Source organism: Bradyrhizobium sp. SZCCHNS2022 (assembly GCF_032377575.1).
Classification (GTDB): Bacteria; Pseudomonadota; Alphaproteobacteria; order Rhizobiales; family Xanthobacteraceae; genus Bradyrhizobium; species Bradyrhizobium aeschynomenes.
Genome location: NZ_JAUHHZ010000001.1, coordinates 1,237,648 through 1,253,547, shown reverse-complemented (window position 1 = coordinate 1,253,547; position 15,900 = coordinate 1,237,648). Strand labels below are relative to the sequence as shown.

Annotated in this window: 7 protein-coding genes; all 7 read right to left on the bottom strand. The window is 64.3% G+C overall.

Translation table 11 applies throughout. The features are described from left to right. Window positions 1–10 precede the first annotated feature (10 nt). Complete coding sequence (locus QXZ94_RS05480; RefSeq protein WP_315719560.1) at window positions 11–2,077, bottom strand: FAD-dependent oxidoreductase; 2,067 nt, start codon at window positions 2,075–2,077, stop codon at window positions 11–13. Window positions 2,078–2,417: 340 nt separating this feature from the next. After that, window positions 2,418–6,617, bottom strand: a complete 4,200-nt coding sequence (rpoC, locus tag QXZ94_RS05475; protein WP_315719559.1) for a DNA-directed RNA polymerase subunit beta' — start codon at window positions 6,615–6,617, stop codon at window positions 2,418–2,420. A 135-nt stretch (window positions 6,618–6,752) separates the two neighbouring features. Further along, entirely contained in the window at window positions 6,753–10,871 is a 4,119-nt protein-coding gene (gene rpoB / locus QXZ94_RS05470) for a DNA-directed RNA polymerase subunit beta (protein ID WP_172108052.1), read from the bottom strand. 545 nt (window positions 10,872–11,416) lie between these two features. After that, window positions 11,417–11,794, bottom strand: coding sequence for a 50S ribosomal protein L7/L12 (rplL, locus tag QXZ94_RS05465; RefSeq protein ID WP_172108050.1), 378 nt, complete (start codon window positions 11,792–11,794; stop codon window positions 11,417–11,419). Between the two features lie 60 nt (window positions 11,795–11,854). Beyond that, window positions 11,855–12,373: a 50S ribosomal protein L10 gene (rplJ, locus tag QXZ94_RS05460; protein ID WP_172109746.1), complete on the bottom strand. Its 519-nt coding sequence runs from the start codon at window positions 12,371–12,373 to the stop codon at window positions 11,855–11,857. A gap of 698 nt (window positions 12,374–13,071) precedes the next feature. Further along, window positions 13,072–13,719 (bottom strand): Isoquinoline 1-oxidoreductase subunit, encoded by a 648-nt coding sequence (locus QXZ94_RS05455; protein WP_315719558.1) that lies wholly within the window; start codon window positions 13,717–13,719, stop codon window positions 13,072–13,074. After that, entirely contained in the window at window positions 13,716–15,899 is a 2,184-nt protein-coding gene (locus QXZ94_RS05450; protein ID WP_315719557.1) for a xanthine dehydrogenase family protein molybdopterin-binding subunit, read from the bottom strand. The genes QXZ94_RS05455 and QXZ94_RS05450 overlap by 4 nt, the downstream gene beginning before the upstream one ends. Between the last annotated feature and the right edge of the window lies 1 nt (window position 15,900).

Genomic DNA, 15,900 nt, shown 5'->3' with positions numbered 1-15,900 from the left:
TCATCCGCTATCAGTCCTCGTCGTCCTCGACCTTGTCGAAGAACGAATAGCGCAGGCTGTCCGCGTCGGCATACCACTGGCCAGGCCCCTTGTTGGCCGCCAGGGTTGCAGCCCACACCTCGTCGGTGCAGTCGCGGCGGTGCATCGCCAGATCGAAACCGTTGCCGAAGAACAGCTCGGACCACTCCCACCAGGTGCCGAGCTTCTTGACGCCGCGCAGCAGGTCGTAACGGTCGACCAGCGCCGGCGCCATGTCCGAGGTGATCGAGCCGAACACCAAGCCGGTCTTGACCACCCGGTTGAGCTCGCGAATCGCCCGGGCCACCTGCTTGTCGCCGAGATGGCACAGGCTGGTCTCGAACACGAAGTCGAACTCGCCGGCCTTGAACGGCAGGTCGGTGATCGAGCCGAGCTTGTTGTACTTCTTCAGCGCCTTCGGCGTCTTGCCGTGAATGTAGCGGTTGTTTTCGACGCCCCAGGCATCGATGCCGCGCTCGCGCAGCGCGCCGATCAGTTCGCCGCTGGCCGAGCCCGCGACCAGGAGCTTGTAGCCCTTGCCCTTGCTGGCACGGTTCCAGACGATCTTGATCAGGCTGGTCAGATAGTCCGGATCGGTGAAGTGGGACCATGATTCGGCGTATGGCCCCTGCCCGCGATAATTGTCGAAATAGTCGCGGTCGATCTTGTCCGACAGCGGCGCTTCGGCCTGCGAGCGGGCACGGCGCAGCCGCATCATCTCGGTAAGGATGATGTCGGTGGCGGCATCGGACGAGTCCAGCAGGCCGTTCAGGGTTGAATCGAACAGGTAGTCGCCGACCACCACGATCCCCGGATGCTCCTTCGGCTCGGGCCGGTGATTCGTCATGACGTCGCGCACCGGCAGGCCGCCGGGCAGCGCATTGACCGACGACAGCCAGCGGTGGATCTTGCCTTCCATGAAGTGCGCCCGAGCGTCGCCGAGCGCCGCGGGCAGCGACTTCAGGGCGGCATCGATCAGCTCCTGGTCGGAGAGGTTGGCGAAGGCGAGCGCATCGGAGCCGGCGATCAGCCAGTTCAGCACGCCGTGCTTGCCGACGTCGTGGCGCGAGCCCTCGTTGTAGATGCAGCAGCCGCCGAACGCTTCCGACATGAACCAGGACCCCGGGATCCGGTCGCCCCAAAACGGCTCGTCGAACAGGATCGAGACCCGCAGATAGTGCGCAGGCCGGTCGAAATAGGCGATGTGCTTGATCATGGACTGGCGCAGCTTCTCGCCCTCCCAGCCGACGGTCGACAGCCAGGAATGCGGCAGGCAGACCAGCACGAGATCGAACTCGCGCGTCTCGGGGCCCTTGCCGTTCATCATGTTGAGCCTGTAGCGACCCTGCTCGGTCTTACCGATGCGCAGCACGCGGTGATTGAGCTGGATGTCGGCGTCGACCTCGGAGCGCAGGCACTCGATCAGCTGCTCATTGCCGTTCTGGATCGAATACAGACCGATGTAGTCGTCGATATCCATCACGAAGTTCTTGAGCGCGTTGAGGCCGTTGGTGTTGTGGGCCTCGGTCGCGAGGTCGGAGCGCGACATCACCTTGAAAAAGCGCTTGGCGGTGGGATCCTCAACCTCCTCGTCGAGCAGCTCCTCGCAGGTCTTGTAGGCCCAGGGGTGCTCGTTGTCGTGGGCGCCGACGCCCTCGTAATATTCGACCGGCGACATCACGTCGGCGCAACGCTTGCGGAACGCTTCGACGGCGGCCGCCGTCTTCGGCCCGTATTTGCGGCGCAGCCCCGGCACGTCGTCGAGCAGCTCGCCGTCGAGCTGCACCTGCAACGCGTCCATCGGGATCGTCTGCAGGCCGAAATGCTGGATCAGCTCGCGCAACGGATCGGGGCCGGTCATCGAGTAGTCGTAGATCTCGGCGACACCCGCTTCATACATGGCCGGCGCGCTGTCGAACTTGCGCGTGACGATCTTGCCGCCGAGCCGGTCGGACGCTTCGAAGATCGTCACCTTGCAGAGATCGCCGAGCTTCCGCCTCAAGTACCAGGCGCTCATCAGGCCGCCCGGACCGCCACCAACAATCGCAAGGTCAAGCATCGAAGTTCCGCCATCTCCGGCTGTCAGCGACGTTGCCGGTCGTCCATGTCGCGGGTCCTGCCACCCACCCTCGGCGCCCGACCAGCCATAATCTACCGCTCTCCGCATGGTTTGCGCCTGAGCAAATCAGCGCATCGCATCGCGGTCGACGGACATCACGCCGGCGGATCAGACGCTCCCAGAAGCGCCTTTTTCCCTGAAGGGAAGATGAACAAGGAAGGTGCAGCGCTGCAACAGGAGAAGATAATGTTAAAAAAGGCCGGCAAAAGCCGGCCTTTTTCTATGCTCGATGAACGCGCGGCAGAACCAGGCACCGCTGGCCGGCTCGCCGCTCGTTCGCTTACTCCGCCGGGGGCAACGCCAGCGGCTGCGGCTCGGGCTGCGACGGCACGATCGCCGCCTGCTTCTCGCGCTCGTCCAGAATCAGCTTGTCGCGCTTGAGAGCGACTTCGCGGATGCGGGCCATCGAGGCGCCGGTGCCGGCCGGGATCAGACGGCCGACGATGACGTTCTCCTTCAGACCCTCGAGCGGATCGATCTTGCCGTTGACGGCCGCCTCGGTGAGGACGCGGGTGGTCTCCTGGAACGAAGCCGCCGAGAAGAACGACCGGGTCTGCAGGCTCGCCTTGGTGATGCCGAGCAGAACCGGATTGCCGGTCGCAGGCTTCTTCGCCTCCTCCACGGCCTTCGCGTTCAGCGCGTCGAACTCGATCTTGTCGACCTGCTCGCCGGCGATCATGTCGGTGTCGCCCTGGTCGGTGACCTCGATCTTCTGCAGCATCTGACGGACAATCACCTCGATGTGCTTGTCGTTGATGAGCACGCCCTGGAGCCGGTAGACCTCCTGGATCTCGTTGACCAGATAGGCCGCGAGCTCCTCGATGCCCTTGATCGCCAGGATGTCATGCGGCGCCGGGTTGCCTTCGACGATGAAGTCACCCTTCTCGACGATGTCGCCATCCTGCAGATGGATGTGCTTGCCCTTCGGGATCAGGTACTCGCGCGGCTCCTCGGTCTTGTCCACCGGCTCGATCGAGATGCGACGCTTGTTCTTGTAGTCGCGGCCGAACCGGATGGTGCCGGCGATCTCGGCGATGATCGCGGCATCCTTCGGCTTGCGCGCTTCGAACAGCTCCGCCACCCGCGGCAGACCGCCGGTGATGTCGCGCGTCTTGGCGCTCTCGGTCGAGATACGTGCCAGGATGTCGCCCGGCTTGACCGTCGAGCCGACGTCGACCGACAGAATCGCGTCGACCGACAGCATGTAGCGGGCATCGCCACCGCGGGCGAGCTTGAGCACCTTGCCGTCCTTGCCCTTGATCACGATCGCCGGACGCAGATCCGCGCCACCGCGCGTTCCGCGCCAGTCGATGACCACGCGCTTGGCGATACCGGTGGATTCGTCGAGCGTTTCCGAGATCGACAGGCCTTCGGTCAGATCCTCGAACCCGATCGTACCCTCCGCTTCCGTGAGGATCGGACGGGTGTACGGATCCCACTCGGCGATGCGCTGGCCGCGCTTGATCGTGTCGCCGTCGTCGACATGCATGCGCGCGCCGTACTGGATACGATGCGTCGCACGCTCGGTGCCGTCGGAATCGACGATCGCAACGACCATGTTGCGGACCATCGCGATCAGGTGACCCTCGCTGTTGCGAGCGATCGCCTTGTTGCGGATCACGACCTTGCCTTCGAAGTTCGATTCGACGAAGGACTGCTCGTTGAGCTGCGCGGCGCCGCCGATGTGGAACGTGCGCATCGTCAGCTGCGTGCCCGGCTCACCGATCGACTGCGCGGCGATGACGCCGACAGCTTCACCATGGTTGACCGGAGTACCGCGGGCCAGGTCGCGACCGTAGCACATCTTGCAGATGCCGTTGACGAGCTCGCAGGTGAGCGCCGAACGGATCTTCACCTCCTGCACGCCAGCCTGCTGGATGGCGTCGATGTGGCTCTCCTCCATCAAGGTGCCGGCCTTGATCAGCACATTGCCGGTGGCCGGATCACGCACGTCATCGCAAGGCACGCGGCCGAGGATGCGCGAGCCGAGCGAGGCCACGATGGTGCCCGCGTCGACGATGGCGCGCATCTTGATGCCGAGATGGGTGCCGCAATCGTCCTGCGTGATGATGCAGTCCTGCGCGACGTCCACCAGACGACGGGTCAGGTAGCCCGAGTTCGCGGTCTTCAACGCGGTGTCCGCGAGGCCCTTGCGGGCGCCGTGGGTCGAGTTGAAGTACTCGAGAACCGAGAGACCTTCCTTGAAGTTCGAGATGATCGGCGTCTCGATGATCTCCCCCGACGGCTTGGCCATCAGGCCGCGCATGCCGGCGAGCTGACGCATCTGGGCCGGCGAACCGCGGGCACCGGAGTGCGACATCATGTAGATCGAGTTGATGTCGGCATCCGCCCCCGTCGCCGTCTTCTTGGTGACGGAGATCTCCTTCATCATCTCCTTGGCGATCTCTTCCGAGGCCTTCGACCAGGCGTCGACGACCTTGTTGTACTTCTCGCCATGGGTGATCAGACCGTCATTGTACTGCTGCTCGAAATCCTTCGCCAGCGTACGCGTCGTGTCGACGATCTTCCACTTGCCGGCCGGCACGACCATGTCGTCCTTGCCGAACGAGATGCCCGCCTTGAAGGCGTTGTAGAAGCCGAGCGCCATGATGCGGTCGCAGAAGATCACCGTCTCCTTCTGACCGCAGTGACGGTAGACCTGATCGATCACGCCCGAGATCTCGCGCTTGGTCATCAGCTTGTTGATGACCTCGAACGTCACGCGCGGATGCTTCGGCAGCAGGTTGCCGAGCATGACCCGGCCAGCGGTGGTCTCGATCCAGCGCTTGGCGATCTTGCCTTCCTCGTTCATCCCCTCCCAGCGGTACTTGATCTTGCTGTGGAGATGGATGGCCTTGGCGTGCAGCGCATGCTCGAGCTCGGCCATGTTGCCGAACGCCATGCTCTGGCCGGGCATGCCCTCGCGCATGATCGAGACGTAGTAGAGACCGAGCACGATGTCCTGCGACGGCACGATGATCGGCTGGCCGTTCGCCGGGTGCAGGATGTTGTTGGTCGACATCATCAGGACGCGCGCTTCCAGCTGCGCTTCGAGCGACAGCGGAACGTGCACGGCCATCTGGTCGCCGTCGAAGTCGGCGTTGAAGGCCGAGCAGACCAGCGGATGCAGCTGGATCGCCTTGCCCTCGATCAGCACCGGCTCGAACGCCTGAATGCCGAGGCGATGCAGGGTCGGTGCGCGGTTCAGCAGCACCGGATGCTCGCGAATGACCTCGTCCAGGATGTCCCAGACCTCGGGGCGCTCCTTCTCGACCAGCTTCTTGGCCTGCTTGACCGTCGTCGACAGGCCCTTGGCGTCGAGCCGCGAGTAGATGAACGGCTTGAACAGCTCGAGCGCCATCTTCTTCGGCAGGCCGCACTGATGCAGGCGCAGCTCGGGACCGACGACGATGACCGAACGGCCGGAATAGTCGACGCGCTTGCCGAGCAGGTTCTGACGGAAGCGGCCCTGCTTGCCCTTGAGCATGTCGGCGAGCGACTTCAGCGGACGCTTGTTGGCGCCGGTGATGACGCGGCCGCGGCGGCCGTTGTCGAACAGCGCATCCACCGCTTCCTGAAGCATGCGCTTCTCGTTGCGGATGATGATGTCAGGCGCGCGCAGCTCCATCAGCCGCTTCAGCCGGTTGTTGCGGTTGATGACGCGGCGGTAGAGGTCGTTGAGGTCCGAGGTCGCGAAGCGGCCACCGTCGAGCGGCACCAGCGGCCGCAGATCCGGCGGGATCACCGGAACCACGGTCATGATCATCCATTCCGGCTTATTGCCGGAGTGGCGGAACGCCTCGACGATCTTCAGGCGCTTGGCGAGCTTCTTGTGCTTGATGTCGGAGTCGGTCTCCTGCATCTCGGCACGCAGCGTCTGCTCGAGCTTCTCCAGCTCGAGGCCGCGCAGCAGCTCACGGATGGCCTCGGCGCCGATCATGGCGGTGAAGCTGTCCTGGCCGTACTCGTCCTGCGCCTTGAGATACTCGTCCTCGGACAGCAGCTGACGGTCCTTGAGCGCGGTGAGACCCGGCTCGAGGACGACGTAGTATTCGAAGTACAGGATCCGCTCGAGATCCTTCAGCGTCATGTCGAGCAGCAGGCCGATGCGCGACGGCAGCGACTTCAGGAACCAGATGTGCGCGACGGGAGCGGCGAGCTCGATGTGGCCCATGCGCTCGCGCCGGACGCGCGACAACGTCACCTCGACCGAGCACTTCTCGCAGATGATGCCCTTGTACTTCATCCGCTTGTACTTGCCGCACAAGCACTCGTAGTCCTTGATCGGCCCGAAGATGCGGGCGCAGAACAGACCGTCGCGCTCCGGCTTGAAGGTACGGTAGTTGATCGTTTCCGGCTTCTTGATCTCGCCGTAGGACCAGGACAGAATCTTCTCCGGAGACGCAATCGAGATCCGGATCTGGTCGAAGACCTGAGCCGGCGTCGTCGGATTGAAGAGATTCATAATTTCTTGGTTCATCGTATTCTCCTCGCGGACCGATCGGGGGTCAGCCGCAAATTCGAAAATCTCTTGGCAGACGGCGCCCTGCCCCGACCCGCGGGAAGAAGGCGCCGGCACCCGGCCGTCAGGGACGGCCGAGCCGGATGTCTTGAACTACTCGGCGGCTTCCGACGTCGGCGCCGGTCCGAGCTTGGAGTTGTGCAGGTCGACGTTGAGGCCGAGCGAGCGCATTTCCTTGACCAGCACGTTGAACGATTCCGGAATACCGGCCTCGAACGTGTCGTCGCCGCGCACGATCGCCTCGTAGACCTTGGTACGGCCGGCGACGTCGTCCGACTTCACCGTCAGCATCTCCTGCAGCGTGTAGGCCGCGCCGTAAGCTTCGAGCGCCCACACCTCCATCTCGCCGAAGCGCTGGCCGCCGAACTGGGCCTTGCCGCCCAGCGGCTGCTGGGTGACCAGCGAGTACGGACCGATCGAACGCGCATGGATCTTGTCGTCGACCAGGTGGTGCAGCTTCAGCATGTAGATGTAGCCAACGGTGACCTTGCGGTCGAAGGCATCGCCAGTGCGGCCATCATAGACGGTCGACTGACCCGAGGCGTCGAGCCCGGCGAGCTTCAACATCTCCTCGATGTCGGCCTCCTTGGCGCCGTCGAACACCGGCGTGGCGATCGGCACGCCGCGGCTCAGATTGTGACCAAGCTCGATCAACTCGTTGTCGTTGAGCGACTTGATGGTCTCGTCCTCGCCGTAGATGCGCTTCAGGGTCTCCTTCAGCGGCTTGACGTCCTGTTTCGACAGATACGCATCCACCGTCTGCGCGATGCGCCGGCCCAGGCCCGCGCAGGCCCAGCCGAGATGCGTCTCGAGGATCTGGCCGACGTTCATGCGCGAGGGCACGCCCAGCGGGTTCAGCACGATGTCCGCATGGGTGCCGTCCTCCAGGAACGGCATGTCCTCGATCGGCACGATCTTGGACACGACACCCTTGTTGCCGTGACGGCCGGCCATCTTGTCGCCCGGCTGGATCTTGCGCTTCACGGCGACGAAGACCTTGACCATCTTCATCACGCCCGGCGGCAGTTCGTCGCCACGCTGCAGCTTCTCGACCTTGTCGAGGAAGCGCTGTTCCAGCCCCTTCTTCGACTCGTCGTACTGCTTCCGCATGGCCTCGATCTCGGCCATCAGCTTGTCGTTCGGCGAGGCGAACAGCCACCACTGCGACTTCGGATACTCGTCGAGCACCGCACGCGTGATCTTGGTGTCCTTCTTGAAGCCCTTCGGCCCCGAGATGCCCTGGCGGCCGTCCAGCATGTCGGCGAGACGGCTGTAGACGTTGCGGTCCAGGATCGCCTGCTCGTCGTCGCGGTCCTTGGCCAGACGCTCGATCTCTTCCCGCTCGATCGCCAGCGCACGCTCGTCCTTGTCGACGCCGTGACGGTTGAACACGCGGACCTCGACGATCGTGCCCTGCACACCGGGGGGAACACGAAGAGAGGTGTCGCGAACGTCGGAGGCCTTCTCGCCGAAGATCGCGCGCAAGAGCTTTTCTTCCGGCGTCATCGGGCTCTCGCCCTTCGGCGTGATCTTGCCGACCAGGATGTCGCCGGCGCGCACTTCCGCGCCGATATAGACGATACCGGCTTCGTCGAGGTTCTTCAGCGCCTCTTCCGACACGTTCGGAATGTCGCGCGTGATTTCCTCCGGACCGAGCTTGGTGTCGCGGGCCATCACCTCGAATTCCTCGATGTGGATCGAGGTGAAGACGTCCTCCTTCACGATCCGCTCGGAGAGCAGGATGGAGTCCTCGAAGTTGTAGCCGTTCCACGGCATGAACGCGACCAGCACGTTGCGGCCGAGCGCGAGCTCACCGAGATCGGTCGACGGACCGTCGGCGATGATGTCGCCCTTCTTGACGATGTCGCCGACCTTCACCAGCGGACGCTGGTTGATGCAGGTCGACTGGTTCGAGCGCTGGTACTTCATCAGCCGGTAGATATCGACGCCCGACTTGGTGGGATCGAGATCCTCGGTGGCGCGGATGACGACGCGGGTCGCGTCGATCTGGTCGATCACGCCCGAGCGGCGGGCCGCGATCGCGGCGCCCGAGTCACGGGCCACCACGCCTTCCATGCCGGTGCCGACGAACGGCGCCTCGGCGCGAACCAGCGGCACCGCCTGGCGCTGCATGTTCGAGCCCATCAGCGCGCGGTTGGCGTCGTCGTTCTCGAGGAACGGGATCAGCGCCGCAGCGACCGAAACGAGCTGCTTCGGCGACACGTCCATGTAGTCGACCTTGTCCGGCGTCATCGGCACGACTTCGCCGGCGTGACGGCAGACCACCAGGTCCTCGGTGAAGCGGCCCTTGGCATCGAGCGGCACGTTGGCCTGCGCGACGCGGTAGCGCCCCTCCTCCATGGCGGACAGGTACACCACCTCGTCGGTGACGCGGCCGTCCTTGACCTTGCGGTACGGCGTCTCGACGAAGCCATACTTGTTGACGCGGGCGAACGTCGCCAGCGAGTTGATCAGGCCGATGTTCGGACCTTCCGGCGTCTCGATCGGGCAGATGCGGCCGTAATGCGTCGGATGCACGTCGCGCACCTCGAAGCCGGCGCGCTCGCGGGTCAGACCGCCCGGTCCAAGCGCGGACAGGCGGCGCTTGTGGGTGATCTCCGACAGCGGGTTGGTCTGGTCCATGAACTGCGACAGCTGCGACGAGCCGAAGAACTCGCGCACCGCGGCCGCGGCCGGCTTGGCGTTGATCAGATCCTGCGGCATCACGGTGTCGATGTCGACGCTCGACATGCGCTCCTTGATGGCGCGCTCCATGCGCAGCAGACCGATGCGGTACTGGTTCTCCATCAGCTCGCCGACCGAGCGGACGCGGCGGTTGCCGAGATGGTCGATGTCGTCGATCTCGCCCTTGCCGTCGCGCAGGTCGACCAGGGTCTTGATGACCGCCAGGATGTCTTCCTTGCGGAGGGTGCGCTGGGTGTCCGGCGCATCGAGCTCGAGGCGCATGTTCATCTTGACGCGGCCGACCGCGGAGAGGTCGTAGCGCTCGGCATCGAAGAACAGCGACTGGAACATCGCCTGCGCCGAATCCAGCGTCGGCGGCTCGCCCGGACGCATCACGCGGTAGATGTCGAACAGCGCGTCCTCACGCGTCATGTTCTTGTCGGCGGAGAGCGTGTTGCGGATGTAGGGGCCGACATTGACGTGGTCGATGTCGAGCAGCGGCAGGTCCTTGTAGCCCTGCTCGTTCAGCACCTTGAACAGCTTGTCGGTGATCTCGTCGCCGGCCTCGGCGTAGATCTCGCCGGTCTTCGGGTTGACGAGATCCTCGGCGATGTAGTTGCCGAGCAGCTCCTCGTCCGACATGCGCAGCGCCTTCAGCCCCTTCTCCTGAAGCTGGCGGGCGGCGCGGACGGTGAGCTTCTTGCCGGCCTCGAGCACGACCTTGCCGGTGTCGGCATCGATCAGGTCGTTGACGGTCGAGTAGCCGCGGAAGCGGTTGGCGTCGAACGGAACGCGCCAGCCTTCCTTGATGCGCTTGTAGATCAGCTTCTTGTAGAAGGTCGACAGGATCTGCTCGCCATCGAGGCCGAGCGCGAACATCAGCGACGTCACCGGCAGCTTGCGGCGACGGTCGATGCGCGCGAACACGATATCCTTGGCGTCGAACTCGATGTCGAGCCAGGAGCCGCGATACGGGATGACGCGGGCGGCGAACAAGAGCTTGCCCGACGAATGGGTCTTGCCCTTGTCGTGGTCGAAGAACACGCCGGGCGAACGGTGCATCTGCGAGACGATGACGCGCTCGGTGCCGTTGACGATGAAGGTGCCGTTCATGGTCATGAGCGGGATGTCGCCCATGTACACGTCCTGCTCCTTGATGTCCTTGACCGACTTGGCGCCGGTTTCCTCGTCGATATCGAACACGATGAGGCGCAGCGTCACCTTGAGCGGCGCAGCGAAGGTCATGCCGCGCTGGCGGCACTCGTCCACGTCGTATTTCGGCGGCTCGAATTCATAGCGGACGAACTCGAGCATCGAGGTGCCGGAGAAGTCGGAGATCGGGAACACCGAACGGAACACCGCCTGCAGGCCCTCGTCCGGCCGGCCGCCCGTGGGCTCGTCGACCATCAGGAACTGGTCGTAGGATGCCTTCTGAACCTCGATGAGGTTCGGCATCTCCGCGACTTCCTTGATGTGTCCAAAGAACTTGCGAACGCGTTTGCGACCGGTGAATGTCTGCTGCGCCATCGTGGCCTCTCATGTCGTCGCCCGGAGGGGCGATCCTTCCGAAACAGCGGCTGCCACCGCCATCCCGGGTTGAATTTCGATCCATTTCGAAGGTCTGAGGGACAGAACGCGGAACGGAAACGTCCCAGATCTGTTCTTCAGACCGCCAAAACGCAAAACGACGCGCGAGGCGCGAGGACGCACCCGCTCGTCAGAACCATCTCGTCACGGACTGCAAAAGCCCGAAATTGCCTATCTCCCAACGGCTTACGACGGAAACGCCACTCCATCGTCAAAACCGGCTTTTCGTGCTGCCGACCCAATATGGGTTGACACTAGTCGAGATTCGAGAGCGACGTCCCCAAATCTCCACACTTTTCCGTGTTCGGCCCGCAGCGGACTTCCTCGTTGCACGCCTTTTGCAACGATTCCAGCCGATCCGGATACCCCCGCAATCGTCTTTGTCTTTATGATGACCGGGCGATGTTACCACCCGGTCACCAAATCTGTTTGGAAGCGCCGCGCCCTGCCGTAAGGCGGCCCGGCGCTCCGCAAGAAGCCGTCGCTTACTTGAGCTCGATCTTGGCGCCAGCCTTCTCGAGCTGAGCCTTGATCTTCTCGGCCTCGTCCTTGTTGACGCCTTCCTTGACCGGCTTCGGAGCGCCCTCGACGAGGTCCTTGGCTTCCTTCAGGCCCAGGCCGGTGATGGCGCGGACTTCCTTGATGACCTCGATCTTCTTGTCGCCGGCCGAAGCCAGGACAACGGTGAACTCGGTCTTCTCTTCCGCCGGAGCGGCAGCGGCGCCACCAGCGCCCGGAGCGGCGACGGCCACGGCGGCCGCGGCGGACACGCCCCACTTCTCTTCCAGGAGCTTGGCGAGCTCAGCGGCCTCGAGAACGGTGAGGGCCGAGAGGTCGTCGACGATCTTCTGCAGGTCAGCCATTGATGTAGTCCCTTAATGTGGTTCGGTTCGAAACCAGGTTGTGAGTGTTTGCGAAGGGCGTCAGGCCGCTTCGCCCTTTGAGGCATGAGCCTGAATGACGCGCGCGACCTTGGCCGCGGGAGCGTTGGCGAGCTGGGCCAGCTTGGTCGCCGGAGCCTGGATCAGGCCGACGAGCTTGCCGCGCAGTTCGTCCAGCGACGGCAGCGAGGCGAGAGCCTTGACGCTGTCGACATTCAGGACGGTTGAGCCCATCGAGCCGCCGAGGATGACGAACTTTTCGTTCGCCTTGGCGAATTCGATGGCAACCTTGGGCGCCGCGACAGGATCGTTTGAAGTTGCGATCACGGTCGGCCCCTTCAACAGGGAACCGATGCCGACGACGTCCGTGCCTTCAAGAGCAATTTTGGCGAGACGGTTCTTCGAGACCTTCACCGATGCGCCAGCCTGCTTCATCTGCTTGCGCAGGTTCTGCATCTGAGCCACGGTAAGGCCGGAATAGTGAGCGACGACGGCAACGCCCGTGGTCTTGAAGACCTCGTGCAGCTGCTCGACCGCCTCTTTCTTTGCCGCTCGTTCCACAGCAAGCTCTCTCCGGTTGGCGGCCTTCGCCCGAAAGCGGGACCGCCGGGTTAAACCCGCCGCCCACCAAACCCGACCTCTGGACGCTAGAACCCCAAAGGACACGTCAGGCAGCACGACGATGAATAGCCTGCCCTTCCCGAGGGCCTGACCGGCCCTGGGAGTGTCGAGGTTCGAACCAAACCTGCATGCCACCGCGACGAGCGCAGAGGACATGCCGAAATCCGGTCTTCACCCGTCTATGCAGGCTGAATGATTAAGCCATTGAGGAAATTTGACTTCCGCGCCGGCGCCTGCAGTCTCGGACAGGATTCGAGGGGATCGGCGGACCGACCTCCCCTGCGGCATTCGAGAGCAGAAAGATCCTTCTTCCTTCCGAGAAATCCAAACGGATATCCTCAAAGGAATGCTGGCTCCCTAGGCTGTCGGAATGCGCGCACGGGCGCGCCAGCAACAGCCAGCCCGCCCGGAAGCCGGTTCTTTAACGGGTCAGCGGCGACTTGCCAAGACCCCCAGGAGCAAAAATCGCACCAATTGGCCATGCCGGAAAGCCCATAGGCTCGCATGCGCGACAGCCGGCGCGCGGGACGCCCGTCGGTCATAGCGACATGCGAACCTCACGTGCCGGCCGGAGAATCCGGATGTCGCTGAGCGCATCCGAGGCTACCGGGAAGCACGCGCAGTGGCGCGATCCCGCCTCACCCTTTCGGACAGGCTGCTCCGGCGTCGGCCCAGGCCTTGATCAGCTCACCAAACTGCTTCTGGGTTCCCGGCGCCGGCGTCCGCCCCGCGCCCGGATTCCAGCCCCAGCCGACCAGCTCATCCTCAGCCATATGGTGAACCAGCTGAGCCATGGTCTTGCCGCCGTTGAGCTTCGAATCCTTGATCTGCGCGCAGATCTGACCGAGGGAGCGGCCTTGCCAGGCCATCTCGATCGGCGCCAGCTGCCACTTTGGATTGCCGGGCACACGTGCCGCGTCGAAATTGGCCTCGTGGTGACAGGTGGTGCAGGCCAGTCCGCCTGGCGCTCCCATGCCGGCTTCGCCGCGGACCACCAGCGGCTGGTGCGGAAGCATCTTGTCGGTCTGCGTCGGGCGATCGCCGGCCGGATGACAGTTCATGCAGCGCGGCGACTGGAGCACCTTGCCGGCTTCCTCGAACAGCGCCACCGCGCGCTCGTCCTTGTTCTTGATCTTGGCGAAATCCGTCACCGGCTTCAGCCCGGCGGCCAAGCGGACCGCCTCCGGCGCGGCGTCGGCGCGCTGCAGCCCCGGATAAGCGGCGATCGCAACCGCGGCCAAGCTGCCGGCGAGCAGCGCCAGCGTTCCCGTTCCGACCAGTCTCATGCGGTATCTCCCGGCCGGATCGGCAATTGCGTGGGTCGCGGCAGGCCGAGTTTCGCCATGGCATTGGCGACGGCCGGTCCGAGCGGCGGCACGCCGGGCTCGCCCACACCCGTGGGCTTCTCTGTCGACGGCACGATGGTCACCTCGATCTGCGGCATCTCGTTGATCCGCAGCGAGCGGTAGCTGTCGAAATTGCCTGCCACTGGCCGGCCCTCCTCGAGCGGCTGCTGCGCATACAGGATGTGGCCGAGCGCAAAGCCGATGCCCCCCTCCATCTGGGCCCGGATGATGTCCGGGTTGACGGCAACGCCGCAGTCGACGGCGCACCAGACCTTGTGAACCACCGGTCCCTCCTGGCCCATCGACAGTTCGACCACTTGCGCCACATAGGTATTGAAGCTCTCGACGACGGCGACGCCGCGGGCGCGGCCGGCTTCGAGCTTGGCGCCTTTCCAGTCGGCGAGCTGCGCAACCGCCTTGAGCACGCCAGCATGGCGCGGCTTGTCAGCCATCATGGCAAGCCGGCCCTCGACCGGGTCCTGACCGGCGGCTTCGAGCAGTTGATCGACGAACGCCTCGACGGCGTAGCCGGTGTGGGTGTGGCCAACCGAGCGCCACCACAGCACGGGGACGCCGACATCGACCTGATGCAGGTCGCAGCGGAAGTTCGGCACCTGGTACGGGATCTCGTTCGAGCCTTCATAAGCGGTCGAATCGAGACCATTCTTCATGGTCATCGCCTCGAACGGCGAGCCCTTCATGATCGACTGGCCGACGATCGTGTCCGACCACGCCACGATCTTGCCGTCGCGGACCACGCCGCGCATGCGATGCAGGCTGAACGGCCGGTAGTAGCCGCCACGCATGTCGTCCTCGCGAGTCCATACCAGCTTGACCGGCCGTCCCGGCCCGACCGCCTTGGCGACCTGCGCCAGTTCCAGCGCGACATGGGTCGATTGCTGTGCCCGCCGGCCGAAGCTGCCGCCGGCCAGGATCGTCTTGAGCTCGACCTTGGAAATGTCCAGCCCGAGCACCTGGGCAATCGCGGCATGATCGGGCGTCGGAAACTGGCTGCCATAGCGCGCCGAGGCGGTCTCGCCCTTCCAATGGATGAACGCGTTGATCGGCTCCATCGGCGCATGGGCCAGATACGGAAAGACAAACTCGGTCTCGATCAGCTTGCCGCCCTTGGCGATCTCGGCGTCGACGTCGCCCTCCTGCTTCACCAGTGCGCCCTGCTTCTTCGCACGCGCGCGAAACTCCTCCAGCAGTTGCGCTGTGCCGCGGGTCTCTGCCTTGCTGTCGTCCCAGCTGATCTTGAGCAGCTCGCGAGCTGTCTTGGCCGGCCAGAATCCATCGGCATAAACGGCAACGCCGTTCGGCACCTCCTTGATGTCGACAACACCGGGCACGGCCTTCGCTGCCGCCGCGTCGAACGAGGCGACCTTGCCGCCGAATCGCGGCGAGCGCGCCACCAGCACGGTCAACGTGCCCGGATCCTTGATATCGAGCGTGTACTCGGCCGTGCCGTTCGACTTCGCCACGCTGTCGAGCCGGGTCACGGCGCCTTCCTTGCCGATCAGCTTGAACGCGGAGGGATCCTTGAGCTGCGGGTTCGCCGGCACCGGCTGCTGCATCGCCTTGGCGGCCAGGGCGCCGAAACCGCTCTGCTTGCCCGAAGCGTGCTTGATGACGCCCTTCTCGACCGTGATCTCCTCGGCCGGCACCTTCCATTCGTCGGCGGCCGCGGCCACCAGCATCGCGCGGGCGGCGGCGCCGACCTTGCGCATCTGCTCGTAGGAGTTGGCGATCGCGCTGGAGCCGCCGGTGCCCTGCACCCCGAACAACAGGTTCTTGTAGAGCACAGGGTTGGAAGGGGCGTGATCGGCGCGCATCTGCGCCCAATCCGCGTCGAGCTCCTCGGCCACCAGCGTGGCCATGCCCGTGAACGGCCCCTGCCCAAACTCAATGTGCTTGCACAACACCGTGACAGTGTCGTCCTGGCCGATCACCAGGAACGTGTTCGGCGCGATGTTGACCGACTTGGCCGCGGCGCCGTCCTGCGCGAAAGCCACACCGTTGCGGGCGACATAGGTGGCGAGCACCAGGCCTGCCCCTGCTTTCAGCAGCGAACGGCGTGACAATGCGGTCGGGGCAGCAGGCTTCACATGTGCATTCATG